Genomic DNA, 24315 nt, shown 5'->3' on the forward strand with positions numbered 1-24315 from the left:
TCCGTCCTCAAACCGGCATCTGCATGATGTCCTGGTACGCCTGGACCAGCTTGTTGCGTACCTGGGTCAGGGCCTGCATCGACACGCTGGCCTTTTGCGAAGCGATCATCACGTCGGTCAGGTCGACGCCACTCTTGCCGATCTCGAAGGCGTTGGCCAACTGGGTCGAAGCTTGCTGCGTCTCATGCACCTTGCCGATGGCCTGGCCGAGCATGTCGGCAAAGGTACTTTGCCCCGGTGCCAACTCGGGAGCGGCGGCCACCTTTGGCAGCGACATGGCGTCGGCCTGCATGGCCCGCATGTCCAGCATCAGACGATTGAATTCAACACCTTGGCTCATGACCCTTCTCTCTCCTGCGGCCGCATTTTTTTGACAGTGATGCGGCGGATAGCCAACCTAAAGCAACAAAGGTGCCAGCCTACAGGGTTCAGGCAACATAGCCCTGTGGGAGCGGGTTCACCCGCGAAGAATGCGACACGGTGTATGGCACCGGCTTCGCCGGTGTTCGCGGGTAAACCCGCTCCCACAAGGGGCGCACGCGCAGCAGGATTCGGTGTCAATCAGCCGAACAGGCTGGCCTCGACGTCAAACCCGGCATCGCGCATCTGCGCCAGCTTGTAGCGCAGGGTACGCGGGCTTATCCCCAGGCGTTTGGCGGCCTCTTTGCGGCGGCCGCGCTCGGCGCGCAGGGTGTCGATGATCATCTGGTACTCATGGCGACGCATGTCATCGCCCAGCCCGCCGGGCTCGGCCACCACCTCAGATGATGGCTCTATGCCAGCTGACAATGGAATGGCGCCTGCCAGACAGAAATCCGCCGCCTCGATCACCCCACCCTGCTGCAGGATCAGCGCCCGCTGAAGCGCGTTGTCCAGTTCACGCACGTTACCCGGCCAGGCATAGGCCTGCAGGCAGGCCAGGGCCTGCGGCGACAGGCGCACCGGGGCGTGTTTCATCTTCACCGCGTTGCGGGCCAGCAGGCGCTCGGCCAGTTGCAGAATGTCACCTGGCCGTTCGCGCAGCGGCCGACAGGCCAGGGGGAACACCGACAGGCGGTAATACAGGTCTTCACGGAAGCGCCCGGCCGCCACCTCGCCAGCCAGGTCACGGTTGGTGGTGGCCAGCACGCGGATGTCCAGGCTGATCGGCTTGCGCCCACCTACCCGCTCCACCTCACGCTCTTGCAGCACGCGCAGCAACTTGGCCTGCAAGGCCAGCGGCATCTCCGAGATTTCGTCGAGCAGCAAGGTGCCGCCTTCGGCCTGCTCGAACTTGCCGGCCTGGGCGGCGATGGCGCCGGTGAAGGCGCCCTTCTCGTGGCCGAACAGGGTCGCCTCGAGCATGTTGTCGGGGATGGCCGCGCAGTTGATCGCCACGAACGGCTGCGCCGCCCTTGGCGACTGCTGGTGAATGTAGCGCGCCAACACTTCCTTGCCGGTACCGGATTCGCCGGAAATCAGCACGGTCGAATCGCTGCGCGCCACGCGGGCGGCCAGCTCCAGCAACTGGCGACTGGCCGGCTCGCAGGCCACCGGCCCCTCTTCGCCGGTCACACGCCCGGTGGCATGCCGCTCCACGAGGCTGAGCAGCGCCTTGGGCTCGAACGGCTTGACCAAATAGTCGGCGGCGCCCTGGCGCATGGCCTCGACCGCACGCTCGACGGCGGCATGCGCCGTCATCAACAGCACCGGCAGCTGTGGCTGCTGGCGACGCAACTGACCTAGCAACTGGTGCCCGTCCATGCCAGGCATGTTCACGTCACTGACCACCAGGCTAAAGGCATCATCCAGCACGGCCTCCAGCGCTTCTTCGGCACTGCCCACCGCCTGGTAGGCGAAACCGCCGATTTCCAGGGTATCGCCCAGCGCCTGGCGCAATACGCGGTCATCCTCGACCAGCAGCACCTTGATCGCCATTACACAACCTCCGCCAACTGCCCGTCGATCAACGGCAGCTCTACCCGCACGCAGGTGCCACGGCCGACCTTCGAGCGCAGGCAGAGCGCTCCCTGGTGCGCACGCACCACGGCCTTGACCACGGCCAGGCCCAGGCCGGTGCCGGCGGCCTTGGTGGTCAGAAACGGCTCGCCCAAGCGGCCGAGCAAATCGGCGTCGATGCCACTACCGGCATCGCTAACGCACAGGTGCAAGGTGCGCCCGCGACGGAACAGATGCACCTTCAGCCGCGCCGGGCCATCGCTGGCCTGCAGGGCATTTTCGATCAGGTTGAGCAAGGCACCGACCAGGGTGTCGCGGTTGCATAGCAGCTCACCGAGGTGGCTATCGCACTGCCAGCGCACGGTGTGCCCCTGCACATGAGCCTGGGCCGCTTGCTGCAGTGCCTGGAACAAGGCCTTCGGCGTGAGGCGATCACCCAACGGCAGCTCGCCACGGGCGAACACCAGCATGTCGCGTACTTGGTGCTCCAACTCGTGCAGGCGCTCCTTGAGGGTGCCAGCGAAGCGCTGACGGGTTTCCGTGCTCAGGTCTTGTTCGGGGTCGGCCAGGTGACTGGCGTAGAGCATGGCCGCCGACAGTGGCGTGCGGATCTGGTGCGCCAGCGAGGCGACCATGCGCCCCAGCGACGACAGCCGCTCGTGCCGGGCCAACTGGTCTTGCAAGCGCCGGGTTTCGGTCAGGTCGTTGAGCAGCACCAGCTGGCCGGGCTCGGCATCCAGCGAGCGGGTGGCGATGGATAGGCGGCGGCCGTCGCGCAGCGAGACTTCGTGGCCGTCATCCTTGCGCGGGGCGAAGCTGCGGGCAATCACTTGGCGCCACAACTGGCCGATCAGCGGTTCGCCGAGCAGTTCGCAGGCGGCCGGGTTGGCTTCACGCACCAAGCCTTGGCCATCGATCACGATCACCCCGCCGGGCAGCAGGGCCAACAGGTTCTGCAGGCGATTGGCCAGGCGTTCCTTTTCGCTGAGTTCGTCGATGCGCTGGGCACTGACCACGGCCAGTTCGCCCTTGAGCTCGCTGACCCGGGCTTCGAGCAGGCTGTAGGACTGGCTCAGCTGGCTGGACACCTGATTGAACAAGGCGAAGGCCTGGTCGATGCCCTGACGGCTTTCCTGCTCGACCGGGGCATGCCCCTGCGGATTGGGGGCTCGGGATACGTGGGCGGCCTGGGGCATCTTGCTCTCTCGCGTGGCTGACCGTCATAAAAACGGTGTGGTGCCAGCGGTGTAGCAATAGGCGTGCCGGAGATGGGGTTTTGTGTTGCCTGCACCGGCCTCTTCGCGGGCATGCCCGCTCCTACAAGTACAGTGCAGAATTCAAGCCCTGCGCGGCAACTGTAATCGATGGACTCGCCCCCGCCGAGGCATCACAGTGCCACGGTGGCGTTCTAAGAAGCCAACGGCAGCGAGGGCGAGACCATGAAAAAGCATAGTTCCAAGCAAGGTTCCCCGTCGTCCACTGATGTGGAGCTTTGCACAACCATCTGTGTAGACCTGGCCAAGCAGGTCTTTCAGTTAGCAGGCGAGGATGCTACCGGTCGGGTGATCTACGAAGATCGCATCAAATCCCGTCAGGCCTTTCATGATTTCCTGCTCAGGTTGCCAGCGACAGTGACCGTCTTGAGGGAGTGCGGTCCAGGTGCGCAAGCCTGGGCAAGGCTGCTGCAGGCTAAAGGTAATGCGGTTCGCATCCTGCCTGCGCAACGAGTCGCCGAACACCGCAGCGGCGCGAAAAATGACCGTAACGACACCCATGCCATTTTGCGTGCCGGTCGCGATACCAGTATTGCCTCGATATCGATCAAGAGCACCACAGCACTGGCTATTCAAGCACTGCACCGTATCCGCCGCGGCAATATCAAGCGGCATACCGCGCTGGGTAATCAGATACGTGGTTTGCTGCTTGAGCATGGCGTATCCATGCCACAGGGCGACGCTGCGATTAGTAAGCATGTGCCGCGGTCTCTTGAGGATGCCTCTTTACCTTTGCCCGACCTGTTGCGTGAGTTGCTCGATGAGCTGTTGACGGACTGGTTGTCTTTGGGGGAACGCATTGCGGGGCTCAGCAGACGGCTCGAAACGACAGCCCAGCAGGATAAAGTTGCACAGCGACTGATCACCATTCGTGGCGTAGGCCCTATCATCGCCACGGCGATCGTGGCGAAACAGACCGAGCCCAGCCGCTTCGCCAGTGGCCGAATGTATTCCGCCTTCTTCGGTATCGTGCCCGATCAGCACAGCAGTGGAAACAAAGTCAGATTGGGCAGGATGAGCAAGCGAGGTGACGGCTACATACGTAGCCTGATGATCCAGGGCGCACATGCTGTCTTGAGTCAGCTAAGGCCTGATTCCGATCAGCCAGACGATCGCCGCCTCTTGCGCTGGCTATCCCGCCTTGGGCGCAAGGAAGCGGCGATTAGACTGGCTAATCGAAATCTGCGCATTATCTGGGCCCTGTTACAAAACGATCAGGTCTATCAACACAAACCGAACAGCAACTCGGAGGCTGCCATGAGCCTCTGACCAACCGAGTAATGCCACAGGGGCGCTAAGCGCTCCAACCCCTGCTAGTGAACATTGACCCCTGGTAAGACCGTCGCAGACTGATGCCTCCGCTCCTACAGGCCCGATGCAGTGGCCTCAATGTAAACGGCACGCTGCGAGCTCACCACGATGTTGGCCAGAAGCAAAAAGCTTCCTCGAACAGGCCTGATACATAGATGCAACCGGGTTCCTATGTTCAAAAGTAGCTAGACAGTGTGGGCGAGTCCATACATAGGAGCGGGTTTACCCGCGAAGAGGCCAGCACAGGCAACCCTCATCCATAGGCACTGCGCAGGCTCGAACCATGCGCCGCACCTGTGGGAGCGGGTTTACCCGCGAAGGGCCGGTACAGGCGACCGCCAGGCGTCAATCCTCCGCCTGTTCCTCGCCACCCTGGCGGCTCATGCCGTACTTGCGCATCTTCTCGACCAGGGTGGTACGGCGAATACGCAAACGTTCAGCCGCACGCGCAACGATACCGTTGGCATCGTCCAGCGCCTGCTGGATCAGGCCCTGCTCCAGGCTACCGAGGTAATCCTTCAGGTCCAGGCCTTCAGGCGGCAGCATGGCGTGGTTGCCGAAATTCGGCGCATGGCCGTTGATCGCCACGCGCTCTTCCAGGTCGCTGCGCAGGCTGTCGACCATCTGCTCGTCTTCGTCATCGACGTAGCGGAATTTCTTCGGCAACTCGGACACGCCAATCACCCCATACGGGTGCATGATCGCCATGCGCTCGACCAGGTTGGCCAGCTCGCGCACGTTGCCCGGCCAGCCGTGGCGGCACAGCGACATGATGGAGGCAGAGTTGAAACGGATGGAACCACGCTTCTCGTGCTCCATGCGCGAGATCAGCTCGTTCATCAGCAGCGGGATGTCTTCCACCCGCTCACGCAGCGGCGCCATTTCGATGGGGAACACGTTCAGGCGGTAGTACAGGTCTTCGCGGAACGTGCCCTCCTCGATCATGGTCTCGAGGTTCTTGTGGGTCGCGGCGATGATGCGCACATCGATGCTCTGGGTCTTGTTGCTACCCACGCGCTCGAAGGTACGCTCCTGCAACACGCGCAGCAGTTTGACCTGCATCGGCAGCGGCATGTCGCCGATTTCGTCGAGGAACAGGGTACCGCCGTTGGCCAGCTCGAAACGCCCGGCACGGCTGGTGATCGCCCCAGTGAAGGCGCCCTTCTCGTGGCCGAACAGTTCGCTTTCCAGAAGCTCGGCCGGGATCGCGCCGCAGTTGACCGGCACGAACGGCGCTTCGCGGCGCTTGGAATGGTAGTGCAGGTTGCGCGCCACCACTTCCTTGCCGGTGCCGGACTCACCCAGGATCAGCACGCTAGCGTCGGTGTCGGCCACCTGCTGCATCATCTGCCGCACGTGCTGGATGGCACGGCTGGTGCCGACCAGGCTGCGGAACAGGTTGGGCTCGCGCTGGCGCCCGCGCTCTCGCGCCTGGTCGTACATCTCGCGATAGACCTGGGCACGGTGCAGCGAATCCAGCAGCTGGCTGTAGCTTGGCGGCACTTCCAGGTTGGAAAGCACGCGGCGGCGAAGGTCTTCCGGGAACTCCGCAGAAGAAATTTCACCTAAAAGCAGCATCGGAAGGAACTCATCCCACCCAGCCACTGTCTTAACGAGCCCAAGGAGGTTGCCCGGAGCGTTCACGGTGCCGATGAGCACGCACAGCACTTCGCGACTCGAAGACAACGGCTCGACCATTTGCTGCCATTCCTGGCTGGAGCAAGCGAGGTTTTCTTCGCCGAGAAAGTTCAGCACCACCGCCAAGTCGCGGCGGCGCGCGCTGTCGTCATCGATCAGCAGAATCTTGGTTTCACGCCACATGCAATAGCAACTTCCCTAGTCATATCGGCGCCTCGTGGGCGTGCTCGACATCATTCCGACTGAAGTGGTCAGTGTTCGGACGTCAAAAATTCGAAAACAGCTGCTAGTAAAGTCAAAAACTTCAAGTCAGTCAAATTTATGGCGCCGCGCTTTGCTATTTCGCTCAGCGTCAGCTGAACAAATGGTATACCTTTGTGGCCTGTTTGGCTTGGTTGATATTGGTCATTTGAGCGACCAACGATTGACGCTCGTCACTTGCAACGTCGATTAGCTGACGATAGACCGCCATCAAGGCCTCGAGGTTTGACCGCACAGCGGCTTCGTCCTCCAGCTCGCTCTGCAGCAAATCTTCCATCTGCTCTCTGCACGCGAGGTCCAGCGCCCCGATAGCCCCCCAGTCGCGCGCCTGCAGGGCCTCGCTCAGGGCCAGGCGGGTATCTTCGATTCGCTGCAATGCGCTCATGGGGTAACTCCTTGGGGTCTATTGCTCGGCCGAAGCGATGGCGTCCCAGCCGCTTTTCACGGTGATCATCAGCTGGGCGACTTCGTCGATCATGGCCGGGTCGCTGTGCAGGTTGGCCTGGGTCAGGCGACGGGCCATGTAGTCGTACAGGCTGTCGAGGCGGTCCAGCTCGTCCGGGTTGTCGGTCTTTTCCTTGTCCAGCCCTTCGCGCAGGCCGCCGATGATATCGATGGCCTTGCCCAGCATCACGCCCTTCTGAGCCACGTCGCCACGCGCGATCGCACCCTTGGCCTGGGCCATACGGTCAAGCGAGCCTTCCATCAGCAACTGCACTAGGCGGTGCGGAGTAGCTTCGGAAATCTGGGCGTGGGAATTGACCTTCTGGTACTGGCGAAGGGCTCTCATCGGGTGCATGGGGGATCCTCTTTGAACGGGGCTATACAGGGACTACATGCCTAAGTGATCGGCTTAGCCCCAAAGATCTTTAATACGACCATCAGTCGTCGTTATTGGCCTTGTTCATCGCGTTCAGGGTCGTCATCACGCTAGAACTCGTGGCATTTAGCTTGGCAACGAGGGTATCCATCGCGTTGTATTTGGCTGTCAGCGTGGCCCTCAACGTCTCAATACGACGATCGAGTGCCTCTTGCTGCTTGGTGAGCTCAGTTAGGTTGTCGTTGAGGGTCTTTGTCCGCGTCGCCAGGATTCCGGTCGTGCCAGTGTACGCATCCGTGGCCACAGTCAGGCGTTTGATCAGACCCTTGTCACCGGTGAACACCGCCGCGATATCGGCGGCACCCTTGGCAACTGCCTTGTCCCACTTGGTGTCGTCCAGCACCAGCAGGCCCGTCTGCTGATCGGTATTGATTCCCATCTGCGAGAGCATGGAGATGCTTCCCGACCCGGTGCTCTTCACCAGCTCGTTACGCACTGTCGAGACCAGAGCGCGCATCGTCGCATCCCCGGTCAACGCTCCGGCGGTGGTAGTACTAGCATCGCCAGTCGCCGTGACTTTGGTCTGCGTGTTGATCGCCGTGATCAGCGCGTTATACGCACTGACAAAAGACTGTACTGAGGTTTTCAGCGTACTGGTATTGGTCGCAACGCTCAGTCTTGACTTGCCCTCCGCCAACAGTTCGAAGTTGACACCACTGATGGCACCAGTGACGGTATTGCTCTTGGATTCAAGCTCCAGACCGTCGATCTTGTACTTCGCATTTTGAGCGGGCTCGCCGGGCGTGGCATTCTGGACCAGAGTGGAATCACCGCTCAAGGTGATATCGGAACCTTCTCCGGTCGTCGAAGAACTCATTACCAACCGCGAGCCGTTGGCATCCGTCAGGATGTTGGCGTTGATGCCTTGTGAGCCTAGCTGCTTATTGATCAGGTCGCGAACCTGCTGCAACGTCGCCCCATCCGGAATCGTGACATCATAATCCGCACCGGATTGCGAAATGGTTAAGGCCTGCGGATCACCGCTGTTGTTCACGACGGAAGAAGCCCCACCCGCGAAGACATCTGTGATGATCTTCGAAGACGTGGCGAGCTGAGTGACCTCCAAGGCGTAATTACCCGCAGACGCGGATGCGGTCACGGTTGCCTTGGCGACTTTTTCATCGGAAGACGTGCCCGCAAGCCCCGTGAAAGACGTGGACGTATTGAGCTTGGCAATCGCAGAGCGGAAAGTATCCAATGCATTCTTAATCATGCCCACGGCAGACACTTGTGTAGTCGTGGTCTTTTGCTGAGCCGTGATCTGCTGTTGCTTGGGCGCCTTTTCGGCATCGGCCAGAGCTTTGACAATCGACTGGGTATCGACACCGGAGCCGATACCACTGACTGTTGTACTTGTCATTGCTTTATATCCCTGATCAGCGAATGCCAATTGCTTGACGATAAATGAGCCAGACACATACCGAGTCAAGACTCATGCCAACATCACACATTGTCATCCAGTAAAAAACCGTTACCCTCCGCCAGACTCCGGGCCAGGCTCAGGGCCGCTTCACTTGGAAGCTGTCGAATGACTTCGCCGCTGCCGGTCGCGATCACCTTGACCACCAGCGTGCCCGTGGAATCGTCCACAGAAAACGCCAACTGACGCTGCGAAGCTTTTACGTATTCTTGTATGTCGCTTACTGCTTTCTCGAGCTCCGGTCGCTGGATTTCCTTGGTCGGCGCGTCGGGCAAGCCGACGGTCAACTTGCTCGAGGAGTGCGCGCTCTTGGCTTCCTGAATCTTAGCTTCCTGAGCGGCAGGCGCAGGGAGAACAGAGCTCAGCTTGACACTCATATCCATGATGCTTCCCTCATAGAATCAAAAAACGAAAGGGCACGTTGCCGCACCCTTTCGCGATTCATCACTGACTTGAATTAGCCGAGCAGCTTCAGTACGGACGACGGCAGCTGGTTCGCCTGCGACAGGATAGCGGTGGAAGCTTGCTGCAGGGTTTGCTGTTTGCTCAGCTCAGCGGTTTCGGCAGCGAAGTCGGCATCTTGGATACGGCTACGGGCAGCGGTGGAGTTCTCCGAGATCGACTGCAGATTGGCAACAGTGCTGTCGAAACGGTTCTGCACAGCACCCAACTGGGAACGCTGGGAGTCCAACGACTGCATGGCACCGTCCAAGACTTGGATAGCCTGCTGGGCGCTTTGCGCGTCGAGGATGTTCAGATTGGAAACGGTAGACTCCATCTCTACGGCAGAGGTCTTGCCTGCAACAGCAGTCAGACCCAACGCGGCCAGACCGGTACCATTGCTGCCATCAGCAACGTTGATGTCCTGATCAGCGAATAGCGACAGCGTGCTGCTGCCGTCTTTAACCACAACGCTGGCGTTGACACCAGTGCTAGCGGCGTTGATGGACGCCGCGATGGTATCCATGTCATCGCCTTTCTTGAACTTGACTTCTACGCCGTTCAGAGAGATCGAGGTATCAGCAACCAAGCCAGCCTTGGTAGTGCCCGAGTTCAGACCTACGGCAGCCAGTGCCCCTTGACCAGCTACGCCAGAGCCATTGTCCAGTTTGATGTCCTGACCATTGGCCGAAGTCAGCACCAGACGTCCGTTATCATTCTTGGCAGTGACGCCAGTCAGGGCAGTACCCGAACCGACAGCGCCTGCGCCGTTGTTGTTGATGTTGGCAACGATCGAATCCAAGTCATCGCCAGCTTTAAAGCTAAACCCCTTACCGTTGATGGAGATGTCTGTGTCAGCGCTCAGACCTGTGGATTGAGGAGCAACTGCGACAATCCCACCGTTAGTAGCAGCGGCGGTTACTGCATCGGTCAGCCCGAGGTTAGCGATGGCAGTACCTGAGAGCTTAAAGCCCGCAGCTGAACTCAATTTTAGCTGGCCAGTAGCGCTATCAACAGATGCACTAACACCGGTAGCGCCAGATTGTCCATTGACCTTGTTTACCACGCTCGAAAGCGTATCCGCCGTGGTCAGGTTGATGGTGGTATCACCCAGAATCAGGGTACCGTCTGCAGCCAACTTACCATCACGGAGGTTCTCAGTTCCGGTTTTGGTTAGCTGATTGCCGCCGCCTGTGGCAAGGCCCAAACCAGTAGCAACACCTGCAGTAGTATCTGTAGCATCAACTGTGAATGCCTGCGTACCAGTAAGCTTCAGACCTCCAGTTGCGCTGTCAATACTGGCGGTAATACCTGTATTCGCGGTCTGGGCATTGATTTTCGCAAGGATACTCGAAGCATCTTTAGCGGCTTGAGTCGCGCCAAAGCCATTAAGGGTATCTGTGGTGGCGAGAGTGATAGTGGTTTTGGTAGTACCGACGTTAAGGACCAGATCACCAGAGGTGCCGACAGCTGGATCGGCAAACACGGTTGCGCTGGTTTTGCCGGTTGCAGTGGCGAAGTTGGCGCCAGTAGCGTCAGTACCAAACTTGCCAGCTGCGCCAGTAACGCTAGCTTGAAGGGTAGCAACGCCGCCGGCAACGCTGGCTTCGTTGTAGTTGCCCTTCATGGCGGTAGCGCTGACATCTTTCATGCCGAACGAAATGCTTTCGTTGGAGTTCGCCCCGACCTGGAAGCTGCTACCGGAGAAGGTGCCATCGAGCAGGTTACGGCCACCGAAGGTGGTGGTGTTAGCAATACGGGTCAGTTCACCCGACAGCGCGGTAAACTCCTGCTGCATCGAGGCACGGTCGTCATCGCTGTTCGAACCGTTAGCCGATTGCAGGGCCAGTTCACGCATACGCTGCATGATGTTGCCAGAAGTCGCCATGGCGCCTTCAGCAGTTTGTGCGATGGAGATGCCATCGTTGGCGTTCTTGACCGCAACGCTCAGACCTTTGATTTGAGTGGTCAGACGGTTGGAGATCTGCAGGCCTGCGGCGTCGTCTTTGGCACTGTTGATTTTCAGGCCAGAGGACAGACGACCCATGGTGGTGCCCAAGGCGTCGGACGACTTGTTCAGGTTCTTCTGAACACTCATAGAGGTGATGTTGGTGTTAACGGTCAAAGCCATGACGAATTCCTCGTTGTATGGATACTGCGGCTTCCGGCCCTGGCGACAGCCGGGTGTGGCCTAGAGAACCTTCGTAATGGTTATCGTCGGGTACGCGGGTTGCTTGAGGGGTATTTCGAAAAAAAAATACTGGCATGGGGCCAGCCCTGAGAAATCAAGGGGTTAAGGGCGGTTTATTGGCGTCAAAATCCGCTCTAAAGCAGGCCAGATAACCATACAGCACTGACACCGCCTTTCCCGTGAAGATCACACAGCCCTTTGGGCTGCGCTGTCGCGCAGAGAACAGAGCCTTAGCAAGCGCCGCGTTACCCTGTAGGAGCGGGTTTACCCGCGAAGCATGCGACGCGGTGCATGGCACCGGCTGCGCCGGTGTTCGCGGCTAAAGCCGTTCCTACAGGGGGCCTGCTGAATCAGTGAGTTATGGGGTGTTCTATGAGAGATCGCCCAGCCCGGGGGCTGCGCTGTCGCGCAGTGAACAGAACCTCAGCAAGCGCCGCGTTACCTTGTGGGAGCGGGCGTGCCCGCGAAGCATGCGACGCGATGCATGGCACCGGCTTCGCCGGTGTTCGCGGCTAAAGCCGCTCCTATGTATGGACTCGCCCACACTGTCTAGCTACTTTTGAACATAGGAACCCGGTTGCATCTATGTATCAGGCCTGTTCGAGGAAGCTTTTTGCTTCTGGCCAACATCGTGGTGAGCTCGCAGCGTGCCGTTTACATTGAGGCCACTGCATCGGGCCTGTAGGAGCGGAGGCATCAGTCTGCGACGGTCTTACCAGGGGTCAATGTTCACTAGCAGGGGTTGGAGCGCTTAGCGCCCCTGTGGCATTACTCGGTTGGTCAGAGGCTCATGGCAGCCTCCGAGTTGCTGTTCGGTTTGTGTTGATAGACCTGATCGTTTTGTAACAGGGCCCAGATAATGCGCAGATTTCGATTAGCCAGTCTAATCGCCGCTTCCTTGCGCCCAAGGCGGGATAGCCAGCGCAAGAGGCGGCGATCGTCTGGCTGATCGGAATCAGGCCTTAGCTGACTCAAGACAGCATGTGCGCCCTGGATCATCAGGCTACGTATGTAGCCGTCACCTCGCTTGCTCATCCTGCCCAATCTGACTTTGTTTCCACTGCTGTGCTGATCGGGCACGATACCGAAGAAGGCGGAATACATTCGGCCACTGGCGAAGCGGCTGGGCTCGGTCTGTTTCGCCACGATCGCCGTGGCGATGATAGGGCCTACGCCACGAATGGTGATCAGTCGCTGTGCAACTTTATCCTGCTGGGCTGTCGTTTCGAGCCGTCTGCTGAGCCCCGCAATGCGTTCCCCCAAAGACAACCAGTCCGTCAACAGCTCATCGAGCAACTCACGCAACAGGTCGGGCAAAGGTAAAGAGGCATCCTCAAGAGACCGCGGCACATGCTTACTAATCGCAGCGTCGCCCTGTGGCATGGATACGCCATGCTCAAGCAGCAAACCACGTATCTGATTACCCAGCGCGGTATGCCGCTTGATATTGCCGCGGCGGATACGGTGCAGTGCTTGAATAGCCAGTGCTGTGGTGCTCTTGATCGATATCGAGGCAATACTGGTATCGCGACCGGCACGCAAAATGGCATGGGTGTCGTTACGGTCATTTTTCGCGCCGCTGCGGTGTTCGGCGACTCGTTGCGCAGGCAGGATGCGAACCGCATTACCTTTAGCCTGCAGCAGCCTTGCCCAGGCTTGCGCACCTGGACCGCACTCCCTCAAGACGGTCACTGTCGCTGGCAACCTGAGCAGGAAATCATGAAAGGCCTGACGGGATTTGATGCGATCTTCGTAGATCACCCGACCGGTAGCATCCTCGCCTGCTAACTGAAAGACCTGCTTGGCCAGGTCTACACAGATGGTTGTGCAAAGCTCCACATCAGTGGACGACGGGGAACCTTGCTTGGAACTATGCTTTTTCATGGTCTCGCCCTCGCTGCCGTTGGCTTCTTAGAACGCCACCGTGGCACTGTGATGCCTCGGCGGGGGCGAGTCCATCGATTACAGGGGGCCTGCTGAATCAGTGAGTTATAGGGTGTTCTATGAGAGATCACCCAGCCCGAGGGCTGCGCTGTCGTGCAGAGAACGGTGGCAGCCTATCAGGTATGTATTGCCAGTAAAATCCTGGGGCTGCTTCGCAGCCCTTCGCGGGTGAACCCGCTCCTACAGGGGCCATGCCAGGCCATAGAATTTTTCCGGGATCGAGTAGGAGGCGGGCTCTAGCCCGCCGTCCTCTCACACCACCGTGCGTACGGTTCCGTACACGGCGGTTCAGGTTATGCGGCTAAACCGGTTGATCGTATCCAGTATCGAGACAAGTCCGAGTCGGTCCCATAGCTTCTTTGGCAGCGCCTGATTCACATGAGGTGCCCCCGAGTTCCACCATGGGCCTCGGCCATTTGAGGCCGATCTACAGGCACGTTCTTCGCTGAGCCCTAGACGCATCAGGTTACGAGCCCTCGTTGAGGGCTGTTTCCATTGGCGCCAGATGACACACCGAAGTTTGTGCCTGATCCACCCGTCCAACTCCTCAAGTGGGCGCTTGCTCTTACTGAGCTTGAAGTAGCCAGCCCAGCCGCGTAGCACTGGGTTCAGCCGCTCGATAATGTTGCCCATCTTGCAACCTCTCGCCCCACGCAGTAGCTCTCGGAGCCGGTCACGCAGGCGCTTGAGACTCATCACTGCCACTCTCAATCTTGGCTGCCGGTGGCGGCTCATCCCATACCCTAGATAGTCGCAACTCCAAGCCCTCGCCACTTGGCTCTTGTTCCGATTTACCGTCAGTTTCAGACGGCGCTTCAGGAAACGTTCGATACTCGCCAGTACACGTTCGCCCGCCCTCTGGCTGCGCACATAGATGTTCGCATCATCGGCATAGCGCACGAAGCGATGACCCCGCCGTTCCAGCTCCCGATCAAATTCGTCGAGCAGGATGTTCGACAGCAACGGCGAGAGCGGGCCGCCTTGCGGCGTCCCTTCCTGCCGGGGACTGACGACACCGCCCGACATGACCCCAGCTTCAAGGTAGCGGCGGATAAGCCTGAGCATGCATTTGTCTTCGACCCGACGCTCGATACAAGCCATGAGGATGTCGTGGTTAATTCGGTCGAAGAACTTCTCCAAATCGAGTTCCACACACCAGCGATACCCCGAAGCCACATGGGCTCGGGCCATCTCAACGGCTTGATGGGCGCTTTTGCCCGGGCGAAAGCCGTAGCTATAGTCCGAAAACAGCGGATCGAAGATTGGCGTGAGCTGTTGGTGCAATGCTTGCTGGATCAGACGATCCACGACGCCGGGGATACCCAATTGCCGTGTGCCGCCCTGCGGCTTGGAAATTTCAACCGCTCGCACTGCCTGGGGATGGTATTCGCCGGCTAGCAACCTGTGTTTGAGGATTGGCCAGTACTGTTTCACGTAGCCAGCCAAGTCCGCGACCGTCATGCCATCGGCACCCGGCGCTCCCTTGTTGCTGACCACACGTTGATACGCACGCTTGAGGTTGGCCGGTGCAAGCACCCGCTCCATCAGCGTGTCCGACTCCGCGTTCGTCCACGTCACAGACGCCGTCGATGCCTGCGCGCTGCCAGCCGTCGCCCTCGGATTCTGTCCGGAACTTGGGGTCACAGTTCTCCCTCGGAGAAATTCCTGCTTTTCGGCATTCGACGAGACTCTGACGCCTACTGGCGGCATAACCTGTTCGGCCCTTGGTGGCGCGGTTAATCGCCACTTACTACGGCTTCGGCTGACTTCTGCAGGCTCATCCCGTCGCCTCTCGACGCTCGGTAGCACAAAGGCAAGCGTGCAGATCTCCCAGGGTAATTCGCGTGACCTTCCTGCTTATGCCTGTCGGATCTACGTCACGGCGCTCTGTGCAAGTATTGGGCTTTGATGATCATGGCCACCTTACCCACGCCGTCCCGCCTCATATCCGCTTCCTGTTCGTCAGGCCAGCATTTTGCCTCGGGCTTCCTTCAGATTCGCAGTCGCCCGCGACACCCTTGCTTCTGGCTAACACTTCCCCTTGCCGGGTGTGTAGAGGACTTTCACCTCCAAGTCACCCACTCGGCCACCACAGCCAAGCAGGTTGCGCTTACGCGCAACGCGCCATGCCTGGCGCACCATGAAAAAAGCGCCGGGCGTTGGCCGCCGGGCGCTTTTTTGGGACCTGCGGAAGGATCAGTCGCGATACAAAATAGCCGAACCCCACGACAGCCCCACACCAAAGCCGCTGATCGCCACGCGCTTCCAGCTACCATCGAGCATGTGCTTCTGCAGCAGCAGCGGCACGCTGGAGGACACTGTGTTGCCGGTCTCCAGCATGTCCTTGACGAACTTCTCGGGGTTATTTTCCTCGAAGCGCCGGGCCACGGCATCGACAATCGCCGCACTGCCCTGATGGATACAGAACGCATCGATATCCGACGACTTCAAGCCACTGGCAGCAAGCAGCTCATGCAGGTGCGCTGGCACCTTCACCAAAGCGAAGTTGAACACCTGGCGGCCGTTCATGAAGAACTTGCCATCGCTGACCTTCAGGTGCTCGGCACCGGAACCGTCGGTGCCGAAACGCGCCTCGCCCAACTGCCACACCGCATCCTCACCCATCCAGGTGGCCGTGGCGGCGTCGCCGAACAGCATGGTGGTGTTGCGGTCTTCCGGGTCGACGATCTTCGAATACGGGTCGGCGGTGATCAACAGGCCGTTCTTCAGCCCTGCCGCTTCCATGAAGCCCTTGATCGCGTACAGGCCGTACACATAGCCGGAGCAACCCAGCGACACGTCGAACGCCGCCACACGGGTGGACAGGCCGAGTTTGCTCTGGACGATGGCGGCGGTATGCGGCAGGCCTTCTTCGTCGCCGTTCTGGGTGACCACGATCAGCGCATCGATCGACTGCGGGTCGAGGTCGGGGTTGCTGGCGAACAGCGCCTGGGCGGCTTCTACGCACAGGTCGGAGGTTTCTTGCTCCTCGGCCTTGCGCGGCAGGAACGACGCGCCGATCTTGCCGAACATGAACTCTTCGTCCTTGCCGAACTTCGCACCCTGGACGTAGTTGTCCAGGCCAGCGGTGGGCACGTAACTCGCGATGCTTTTGATGCCAATCATTCTGGCTTCCCAATGAAAACAGCCAAAGACCACCACTCGATGAATTGAGGGCGCCAAATACCGGAGCGTCACCGCTGGGGGTTCAAGGCAGTGCTCGCCTGCACACCGGTAACAAAATGCTGCAACAGCTGCTGCATAGAATACAGGGAAGATGACCGTTTTGACTCATTGGTCACATTGAAATGCTACGAAAGCCTTGGGCGAGGTATGGGGACCGGGGGATTCGGGGAATGACCAGGCAGCCACAAACCCGTGTAGGAGCGGCCTTGTGTCGCGAAAGGGCCGCAGCGCGGCCCCGGGGCTTCAGCATTCCGGCGAACATCGCTGGGGCCGCTTTGCGGCTCTTTCGCGACACAAGGCCGCTCCTACAGGGTTCTCGCCTGCCTGCTAGAACGGCGCCTTGATCAGATCTTGTCGAACAGGCTCAACTGCGAAATGCGCGCGAACGCCAGCTGCGAGGCTTCGAGCATGGCCTGCTGCAAGGTCAGCTGGATGGTCGCCGAAGCCATGTCGGTATCGCCGATAGCGCTTTGGGTGCTTTTGTTGGCCAAGCCCAGGCTTTCGTTCTCCTGCGCCTGAATTTCCAGCGAGTTGGCCCGCGCACCGATGGAGCCACGGGTAATGTCAATGCGATCGCGGGCACTGGCCAGGTTGGAGATCGCCGAGTCGGTGGCAGTTTTCAGCGCAGCCTGCGCCTCCGGCGAGTCCACGGGCTTTTCCAGGGCACTACGCAGCTGGCCCAGGGTGTCCAGCACGTTTTGCGAACGGTGGGTATTGGCATTGACCGAGAACTGGTCACCCTGTGCCGGTGCACTGTCGAACTGGTAGGTAACGCCGGCCACCGTAACCGCATTGCCCGCCCCTACCGTACCGGTAGCAATCGGCTTGCTATCGGCAGTGTACGGCTGCGCATACAGCGAATATTCCGTATCACTGGTGAAGCGGATCACCGCACCGTTGCTGGGGAAGGTGCTGCGGTAGCCATCAGGGTCGGTGATGCTGGTGCCGGTCACCTGCGCAGTCGATGGGTTGCCAGCGCTGCGGGTGGCAGTCAAGGTGTCTGGCTTGGCTTCGAGGGTGAAAACGTGGCCAGCCACCACGGCGTCGGCATCATCGCCCTCTGCCAGCTTCAGGTTGATTTCGAAGTCGACACCCCGCAGCGAAATCATCTTGCCGCCTTCGGCGTTGACGTCGAACTTGCCCTTGCCCGCCGTTTCGGTGGTGATGTCGTTGCCGGCTGCGTCCTTCACGTTGTACTCGGTGGCACTGGTGAATGTGACGGTATAAGGCTGGCCAGCAGCAAACTGGTTGCTGTAGGTGGTGGCCGACGTCAGCAGGCCGCCAGAGAGCAGCACCTTGCCATCATCCGGCGACGGTGCCACCAGGTTCGACTGGGTGCGGCTGTTGTTGGTGGCCTGGTCGAAAATGCTGTAGCCGGTGTCGTTGGTCGCCAGGCGCAGGGTGTCGGACACCTGCAGGCTCAGCTGGGTCTGGTCGCCCTGGTAGCTGTAGGTGCCGTCGGCGTTGCGCACATAGGGTGGGGTCGACGACTTGGAGCCGCCGAACATGTAGTCGCCGTTGGCGTCGCGCGAGTTCAGCAGACCGAAGACGTTGGCTTCGATTTCCTTGATCTCACTGGCAATCGAGGTACGGTCGGCATCGCTCAGGCCACCGTTGCCGGCCTGAAGCGCCAGCTCGCTGGCGCGCTGCAGGGCATCGTTGATGGTCGACAGCACGCTCTCTTCCTGCAACAGGGCGTTTTTGACCGTGGTCATGTTGCCGCTGTACTGGTCCAGCAAGGCGCTCTGTTGCTGCAACACCAGCAGGCGCGCAGCGCCGACCGGGTCGTCCCCGGCCGACTGGATGCGAGACTTGGAGGTAACCTGTTCGGTGATCTTGGCCAGGTTGGAGTAGTTCTGCGAGTAGCTGGTGGCGCTGGTCTCGTAGAACTGAGCAGTGGAAATGCGCACGGTAGTCTACTCCTTACAAGGCATTGATCAGGGTGCTGAAGGTTTCTTGCGCCGCCTTGATGATCTGCGACGACGCCGTGTAGTAGTGCTGGAACTTCACCAGGCTGGCCGCCTCGTCATCGAGGTTGACGCCCGACACCGCACTTCGGCTTTCGGCGGCGGACTTGAACACCGCTTGGGTCGCCGTGGTATCGATGGCGGCCTGGCTAGCCTTGGCCCCTACCCGCTCGACCAGCGAGGCGTAGGCCGAGGTGAAGCTGGTGCCGGTGCCGGAGTTGGTGCCCACGGTCGACTTGGTCTGCAGGTCCAGCAGCGCGTTGGCGTTGCGGTTGTCGGCCTTGCCGTCGGCATTGAACGACAGAGTGAAGCTGTCGTTGGTAGCCGGGCTGCCGCCAATGGTGGTTTCGACGGCAAAGGTACGCGGATTGCCGCTGCTATCGAGAATCGGGTTACCGGACGCATCACGCATCGGCACGGCGATCGACAGCTTGTTGTCCTGCCCTGGCACCACGCTGCCGGTACCAATCTGGGTGCCCTTGGCGTCGTACAGCTTGTAACCCTGGGAGCCCCCGCTGGCGGCGTCGAACACCACGCGCACCGGCATCGAATCCCGTATCGCCTGCTGCACCAGCGCGGTATCGGCACCGCCATAGATGTCCAGCGATTCGCCCAGCGTTGGCTGGGTGATGGTACCGGTGCCGCTGTTGCCGCTGCCCGCCGCGGCACTGATCGGCCCGGCGAAGGCCAGCTTGTTGGCATCGGTGAGGGTGGTGGTGATGCTGCCAGCTGCCGAACGGGTGGGGATCACCTTGAAGCTGTCCCCTGCCGCCAGGCCGCCGCCATTCAGCGACAGGCTGAAGCCATCGATCACCGGTGCCGGGTCGGCGCTGAGGTCGAAGGTGCCCATGTCGGTACCGTCGGAGCGGCGCACGCTGTACTGGTTGGCGCTGGTGAACTTCACCTCGTAGTCGTAGGTGGTCAACTTGCCACTGTCGGCAATGGTCACGTTGAGGTTGCCAGAGCCGGAGCTGTTGTTCGACGAGGCCAGGCTGCGCTGGGCAATGGCGGTAGCGCTGTTGATGCTGGAGAAAAGAGAGCTGCCGAACTGACCATTGGCATCCAGGCCCTGGCCCAGCTGGCTGTTGATGCTGTCGGCGACCACCAGGGCAACGCGGCCCAACTCGTTCATCGACGGCATCAGGACGTCCTGGCGATAGCGCAACAGGCCGCCGATCGCGCCACCGCTCACCACCGAGGTCACGTCCGAGCTGAAAGAATCGTAGTTGATGCGCAGGCTGGCTTGGCTCTTGTCGGCAACACCAGGCTCGACCGACAGCGTGTTGGCCTTGTTACCGGTGACAAGCGACTGGCCACTGCCCAGGTACACGTCATAGTTGCCGTCACGCTCCTGCACGGTCACGCCGACCAGGTCGTTGAGCTGGCGCACTGCTTCGCTGCGTGCATCCAGCAGGCTGTTGGGAGTGCTGCCCGTGCCGCTGGCGGCAGCGATCTGCTTGTTGTACTCGGCAATGCTGGCGGTCAGCTTGTTGACCTGGCCGGCCATGGTGTCGAGCTGGGTGTTGATCGTGGCGTTCTGCTGGGTCAGCTGGCTGCTTACCGCGTTGAAACGGTTGCTCAGGGTTTGCGCCTGAGTCAGCAGCAGCTGGCGCGAGGCGACGTCACCAGGCTTGGCCGCTGCGGTCTGCAGCGCCGAGAAGAATGCGGTTAGAACCGAGCTGATGCCGGTGTCACGGTCGGCCAGCAGCTTGTCGACGCTGGTGATCTGGTCCTGAAAGGCAACTGCGTCTGCCTGCAACGAGGTAGCAGTCTGCAGCTGGTTGTCCAGGTACGAGCTGTAGATACGGCGCACATCCGCCAGGGTGGTCCCAGTACCGAGGAACCCTGCGCCGATGTTGTGCGAAGGCCCCGCCGCCTGGATCGCCTGCTGCCGCGAATAGCCACTGGTCGCAGCGTTGGCGATGTTGTTACTGGTGACCGACAATGCCGCCTGGCTGGCACTCAGGCCACTCAGGCCGATGGAAATCAGGCTCGACATGATTTAGTCCTTTTATAGATTCGTGGTTCTGCCAGCCATGGCGTATTGCGGGGTTGCTTGCATTTGCCGGGCGATGCTGATGATTTTCTTCGCATAGCCCGGGTCGGTCGCATAACCTGCCTTTTGCAGCTCTCTTGCAAACTGCTCAGGGTTATCGGCCGAATTCAGGGCATCTTGATAGCGGGAATTGCTCTGCAACAGGCTTACCAGGTCGTGGAAGCTGTCCTGGTACGAGTCGTAGCTGCGGAATGCAGCCGTTTCCTTGACGAACTGGCCGTCACGGAACTCGCTGGTGATCGCCCGCGCCTGCTCGCCCTGCCAGTTGCCGGTGGCCTTGATGCCGAACAGGTTGTGGCTGCTGCTGCCATCGGTATTGCGCATTACCGATTTGCCCCAGCCGGTTTCCAGAGCGGCCTGGGCCACCAGGTAGCGCGGGTCGATACCAATGCGTTTGGCAGCCTGCTCGGCCATCGGCAGCATGGTGGCGACGAACTCGTCACTGTCGGCAAAGGCCTTGTTCGGGGCCAGTGGCGGTTGGGCCACGGCGCGGCCAAGTATGCGCAGGCCGTTGTCCGGCACGGCGAAGGCCTGGGCTACCTGCTGACCGTCACGGGCCGGCACGGCAGCGCTGTTAGCGGTGGCCGCCGACGGCACGATGCCGGCCAGCAGGCGGTCGGTGAGTTTGCTCGGCAACGCCAGTCGCCGCGCATTGAGCGCGGCAACATCGTTGCGGCCAGACGCCGAATCAGCGGCATGCGCCGGCTCCGCCACCTTGCTGCCCCACAATGCCGGGCCACTGGCATCGGCCCGTGGGAACGGGCTGGTGTTGATGGACGCACTACGGCCTTTGGTCAACTGGCGTACCAGCACATCCTGCAGGCCAATACCTCCACCTTCGCGGGACATGCTCACGGCCAGCTGCTGGTCGTACATGTCGCGGTACTGCTTCACCGTTTCGGTGTTCATCGGGTTGTCGTCGGCCAGCACGTCACTGGCCTTGCGCGAGGCCTTGAGCATTTCGCTGATGAACAGCGATTCGAACTCCTGGGCCACCTTGCGCACGTTGGCTTCGCTGTCGCGGTCACCCACCTTCAGCGAGCTGAGGCGGTTGAGGTCGGTGTAAGCACCGCTGTCGACGCTGCCGGAAACCAGGCTTTTGCTGTTCATCCGCACCGTCCTCAGATCACGATCAGGTCGGCCTGCAACGCGCCGGCCTGTTTCAGGGCTTCGAGGATGGCCATCAGGTCGCTGGGCGCTGCGCCCACCTGGTTCACCGCGCGGACGATTTCATCCAGCGTGGTGCCCGGGCCGAACTTGAACATCGGCTTGGCTTCCTGCTCGGCATTGACCCGCGAGCGCGGCACCACGGCGGTCTGGCCGTTGGAGAACGGCCCCGGCTGGCTGACGATCGGGTCTTCGGTAATGGTCACGGTCAGGCTGCCGTGGGTCACAGCGGCCGGCGACACCTTGACGTTCTGGCCGATGACGATGGTGCCGGTACGCGAGTTGATGATGACCTTGGCCACCGCCTGGCCCGGGTCAATCTCGAGGTTCTCGAGGATCGACAGGTAGTCCACGCGCTGGCTCGGGTCCATCGGCGCAGTAACCCGCACCGAACCGCCGTCCACGGCCTGGGCCACGCCCGGGCCGAGCAGGTCGTTGACCTTGTCGACGATGCGCTTGGCGGTGGTGAAGTCGGGGCGGTTCAGGTTCAGGGTCAGGCTGTTGCCCTGGTTGAAGCCGCTTGGTACTGCACGTTCGACGGTTGCACCACCAGGGATACGTCCGGCAGACGGAACGTTGACGGTGATCTTCGAACCATCACGGCCCTCGGCATCGAAGCCGCCCACCACCAGGTTGCCCTGGGCCACGGCATAGACGTTGCCGTCGATACCTTTGAGCGGGGTCATCAGCAGGCTGCCGCCGCGCAGGCTCTTGGAGTTACCGATCGAGGACACGGTAATGTCCACCACCTGGCCTGGCTTGGCGAACGCCGGCAGGTCGGCATGCACCGACACGGCCGCGACGTTTTTCAGCTGCACGTTGCCGGAGCCGGCCGGCACCTTGATGCCGAACTGCGACAGCATGTTGTTGAAGGTTTGCAGGGTAAACGGCGTCTGGGTGGTCTGGTCACCGGTACCATTGAGCCCCACCACCAAGCCGTAACCGATCAGCTGGTTGGAGCGCACGCCAGAAATGCTGGCAATGTCCTTCAGGCGCTCGGCCTGGGCGCCGAAGGCACAGGACAGGAGCAGGGTTGCGGCAATCAGCTGCCTCACGTTGAACATGGTCATCCGTACTCAGAAAGGCCAAAGCGGGCTGATGAAGAAGCGGTCCAGCCACCCGGGCTGGCTGGCATCGGCGAACGAGCCGGTACCGGAATAGGTGATGCGCGCGTCGGCCACACGGGTGGACGGCACGGTGTTGTCGGTGGCGATGTCGTCGGCGCGGATCATGCCGGCAATGCGCACCAGCTCTTCGCCAGTGTTCAGGGTCAGCCACTTCTCGCCGCGCACGGCGATGATGCCGTTGGGCAGCACTTCGGCGACGGTCACGGTGATGGAGCCGGTCAGGGTGTTGCCCTGGGTGGCCTTGCTGTCGCCCTTGGTGGCACGCTCGCCGCTGTAGCCGGCCTCCAGCGACAGGTCACCGCCGCCGAACGGGTTGTTGGTGCTCGGCGTGCTGCCGAACAACGAGGTCAGGCCGATATTGGCGTTGCTGTTCTTCTGGATCTGCGAGCCGGCGTTCTTGCTGGCCGAGGTGCGCTCGTTGAGGGTGATGGTGATGATGTCACCCACCCGGAACGCCTTGCGGTCGCTGTACAGGTTCTGCTCGAAACCGGCCTGGTAGATCGAACCGTTGTTGGCCGCTGCCGGCAACGGGGTGCGCGGCAGTACCGGCGCGTAGTACGGGTCGTTGGGCTTGGGCGTCGGCGCGACGCAACCTGCCAGCAACACCGCCCCCCCCAGGGCGAAAACGGACAACAGACGATTCATGACGCTTACCTCACGGGTGCAACAGAGTGACGGGGTTGGAGCTACCTGCTTCAGAGCTGCTGAGTAACGAACGACAGCATCTGGTCAGCGGTGGAAATGACCTTGGAGTTCATCTCGTAGGCACGTTGGGTGGTGATCATGTTCACCAACTCTTCCACGGTGCTGACGTTGGAGTTTTCCAGGGTCTGCTGCAGGGTGGTGCCGAAACCGTTCAGGCCCGGGGTGCCGACTTGCGGCGCACCACTGGCAGCGGTCTCGAGGAACAGGTTGTCACCGATCGCCTGCAGGCCGGCCGGGTTGATGAAGTCGGCGGTCTGGATGTTGCCGATCACCTGCGCAGCCGGGTTGCCGGCGGTGGTGATCGACACGGTGCCGTCCTGGCCGACGGTGAAGGTCTGCGCGTCGTTCGGCACGACGATGGCAGGCTCCAGGGCATAGCCATTGGCGGTGACGATCTGGCCGTCGGAGTTCAGGTGGAAGGTGCCGTCACGGGTGTACGAAACGGTACCGTCCGGCTGCAGGATCTGGAAGAAACCACGGCCGTTGACCGCCATGTCCAGCGGGTTCTCGGTGGTTTGCAGGCTGCCGGCGACGAAGCTTTTCTGGGTGCCGACAATACGCACACCGGTACCGACCTGCAGGCCCGAAGGCAGTTCGCTGTCCTGGGTCGACTGAGCGCCAGGCTGACGCTTGATCTGGTAGAGCAGGTCCGCGAATTCGGCGCGATCACGCTTGAAGCCGGTGGTCGAAACGTTGGCCAGGTTGTTGGAAATGACCGTCAGGTTGGTGTCCTGGGCGGACAGGCCGGTTTTAGCGACCCAAAGAGCCGGAAGCATGTTGATTCTCCTCGTGCGCCTGTTTTACGGCAC

The 24315-nt window shown here is 60.8% G+C and carries 19 protein-coding genes; 1 reads left to right on the forward strand and 18 read right to left on the reverse strand.

Features of this window, described 5'->3' with window-relative positions:
* Nucleotides 1-7: 7 nt before the first annotated feature.
* From fliE to KDB76_RS20725, 3 genes are all read right to left on the reverse strand, one after another.
* Nucleotides 8-340: a flagellar hook-basal body complex protein FliE gene (gene fliE / locus KDB76_RS20715; RefSeq protein ID WP_013973606.1), complete on the reverse strand. Its 333-nt coding sequence runs from the start codon at nt 338-340 to the stop codon at nt 8-10.
* Between the two features lie 221 nt (nt 341-561).
* Nucleotides 562-1917 (reverse strand): sigma-54 dependent transcriptional regulator, encoded by a 1356-nt coding sequence (locus KDB76_RS20720; RefSeq protein ID WP_038410043.1) that lies wholly within the window; start codon nt 1915-1917, stop codon nt 562-564.
* A complete protein-coding gene (locus KDB76_RS20725; RefSeq protein WP_038410044.1) occupies nt 1917-3134 on the reverse strand; it encodes an ATP-binding protein in 1218 nt (405 codons plus the stop codon). The genes KDB76_RS20720 and KDB76_RS20725 overlap by 1 nt, the downstream gene beginning before the upstream one ends.
* Nucleotides 3135-3422: 288 nt before the next feature.
* Here KDB76_RS20725 and KDB76_RS20730 point away from each other — a divergent pair, with 288 nt between their 5' ends.
* On the forward strand, nt 3423-4481 hold the full coding sequence (locus tag KDB76_RS20730; RefSeq protein WP_080708209.1) for an IS110 family transposase: 1059 nt from the start codon (nt 3423-3425) through the stop codon (nt 4479-4481).
* A 387-nt stretch (nt 4482-4868) separates the two neighbouring features.
* Here the strand turns inward: KDB76_RS20730 and fleQ are convergent, their stop codons facing one another.
* The 15 genes from fleQ to flgG all read right to left on the reverse strand — a co-directional run bounded on the left by fleQ (nt 4869) and on the right by flgG (nt 24282).
* Complete coding sequence (gene fleQ, locus KDB76_RS20735; protein WP_038410051.1) at nt 4869-6344, reverse strand: transcriptional regulator FleQ; 1476 nt, start codon at nt 6342-6344, stop codon at nt 4869-4871.
* A 169-nt stretch (nt 6345-6513) separates the two neighbouring features.
* Nucleotides 6514-6807 (reverse strand): hypothetical protein, encoded by a 294-nt coding sequence (locus KDB76_RS20740; RefSeq protein ID WP_038410050.1) that lies wholly within the window; start codon nt 6805-6807, stop codon nt 6514-6516.
* An 18-nt stretch (nt 6808-6825) separates the two neighbouring features.
* The gene (gene fliS, locus KDB76_RS20745) at nt 6826-7221 is read right to left on the reverse strand and encodes a flagellar export chaperone FliS (protein WP_038410049.1); all 396 of its coding nucleotides are present in this window, start codon (nt 7219-7221) and stop codon (nt 6826-6828) included.
* An 82-nt stretch (nt 7222-7303) separates the two neighbouring features.
* Nucleotides 7304-8662, reverse strand: coding sequence for a flagellar filament capping protein FliD (gene fliD / locus KDB76_RS20750; protein ID WP_038410048.1), 1359 nt, complete (start codon nt 8660-8662; stop codon nt 7304-7306).
* 83 nt (nt 8663-8745) lie between these two features.
* Nucleotides 8746-9105 carry a flagellar protein FlaG gene (locus KDB76_RS20755; RefSeq protein WP_038410047.1) on the reverse strand — a complete coding sequence of 120 codons (360 nt, stop codon included), beginning with the start codon at nt 9103-9105 and terminating at the stop codon, nt 8746-8748.
* Between the two features lie 74 nt (nt 9106-9179).
* Nucleotides 9180-11294, reverse strand: coding sequence for a flagellin (locus tag KDB76_RS20760; protein WP_038410046.1), 2115 nt, complete (start codon nt 11292-11294; stop codon nt 9180-9182).
* Between the two features lie 840 nt (nt 11295-12134).
* A complete protein-coding gene (locus KDB76_RS20765) occupies nt 12135-13193 on the reverse strand; it encodes an IS110 family transposase (RefSeq protein WP_080708209.1) in 1059 nt (352 codons plus the stop codon).
* Between the two features lie 393 nt (nt 13194-13586).
* Nucleotides 13587-15008 carry a group II intron reverse transcriptase/maturase gene (ltrA, locus tag KDB76_RS20770; RefSeq protein WP_038410052.1) on the reverse strand — a complete coding sequence of 474 codons (1422 nt, stop codon included), beginning with the start codon at nt 15006-15008 and terminating at the stop codon, nt 13587-13589.
* A 486-nt stretch (nt 15009-15494) separates the two neighbouring features.
* On the reverse strand, nt 15495-16424 hold the full coding sequence (locus KDB76_RS20775; RefSeq protein WP_038410053.1) for a ketoacyl-ACP synthase III: 930 nt from the start codon (nt 16422-16424) through the stop codon (nt 15495-15497).
* A 404-nt stretch (nt 16425-16828) separates the two neighbouring features.
* Nucleotides 16829-18394: a flagellar hook-associated protein 3 gene (locus KDB76_RS20780; RefSeq protein WP_038410054.1), complete on the reverse strand. Its 1566-nt coding sequence runs from the start codon at nt 18392-18394 to the stop codon at nt 16829-16831.
* A gap of 13 nt (nt 18395-18407) precedes the next feature.
* The gene (flgK, locus tag KDB76_RS20785) at nt 18408-20450 is read right to left on the reverse strand and encodes a flagellar hook-associated protein FlgK (RefSeq protein WP_038410055.1); all 2043 of its coding nucleotides are present in this window, start codon (nt 20448-20450) and stop codon (nt 18408-18410) included.
* 12 nt (nt 20451-20462) lie between these two features.
* Nucleotides 20463-21617, reverse strand: a complete 1155-nt coding sequence (flgJ, locus tag KDB76_RS20790) for a flagellar assembly peptidoglycan hydrolase FlgJ (protein ID WP_013973618.1) — start codon at nt 21615-21617, stop codon at nt 20463-20465.
* Between the two features lie 11 nt (nt 21618-21628).
* Nucleotides 21629-22744, reverse strand: a complete 1116-nt coding sequence (locus KDB76_RS20795; protein ID WP_013973619.1) for a flagellar basal body P-ring protein FlgI — start codon at nt 22742-22744, stop codon at nt 21629-21631.
* Nucleotides 22745-22750: 6 nt separating this feature from the next.
* Complete coding sequence (flgH, locus tag KDB76_RS20800) at nt 22751-23446, reverse strand: flagellar basal body L-ring protein FlgH (protein WP_038410056.1); 696 nt, start codon at nt 23444-23446, stop codon at nt 22751-22753.
* A gap of 50 nt (nt 23447-23496) precedes the next feature.
* Nucleotides 23497-24282, reverse strand: a complete 786-nt coding sequence (gene flgG, locus KDB76_RS20805) for a flagellar basal-body rod protein FlgG (RefSeq protein WP_038410057.1) — start codon at nt 24280-24282, stop codon at nt 23497-23499.
* Nucleotides 24283-24315 lie beyond the last annotated feature (33 nt).

Origin of the sequence: Pseudomonas sp. JS425 (assembly GCF_018223845.1) — a bacterium.
GTDB classification, from domain to species: domain Bacteria; phylum Pseudomonadota; class Gammaproteobacteria; order Pseudomonadales; family Pseudomonadaceae; genus Aquipseudomonas; species Aquipseudomonas asiatica.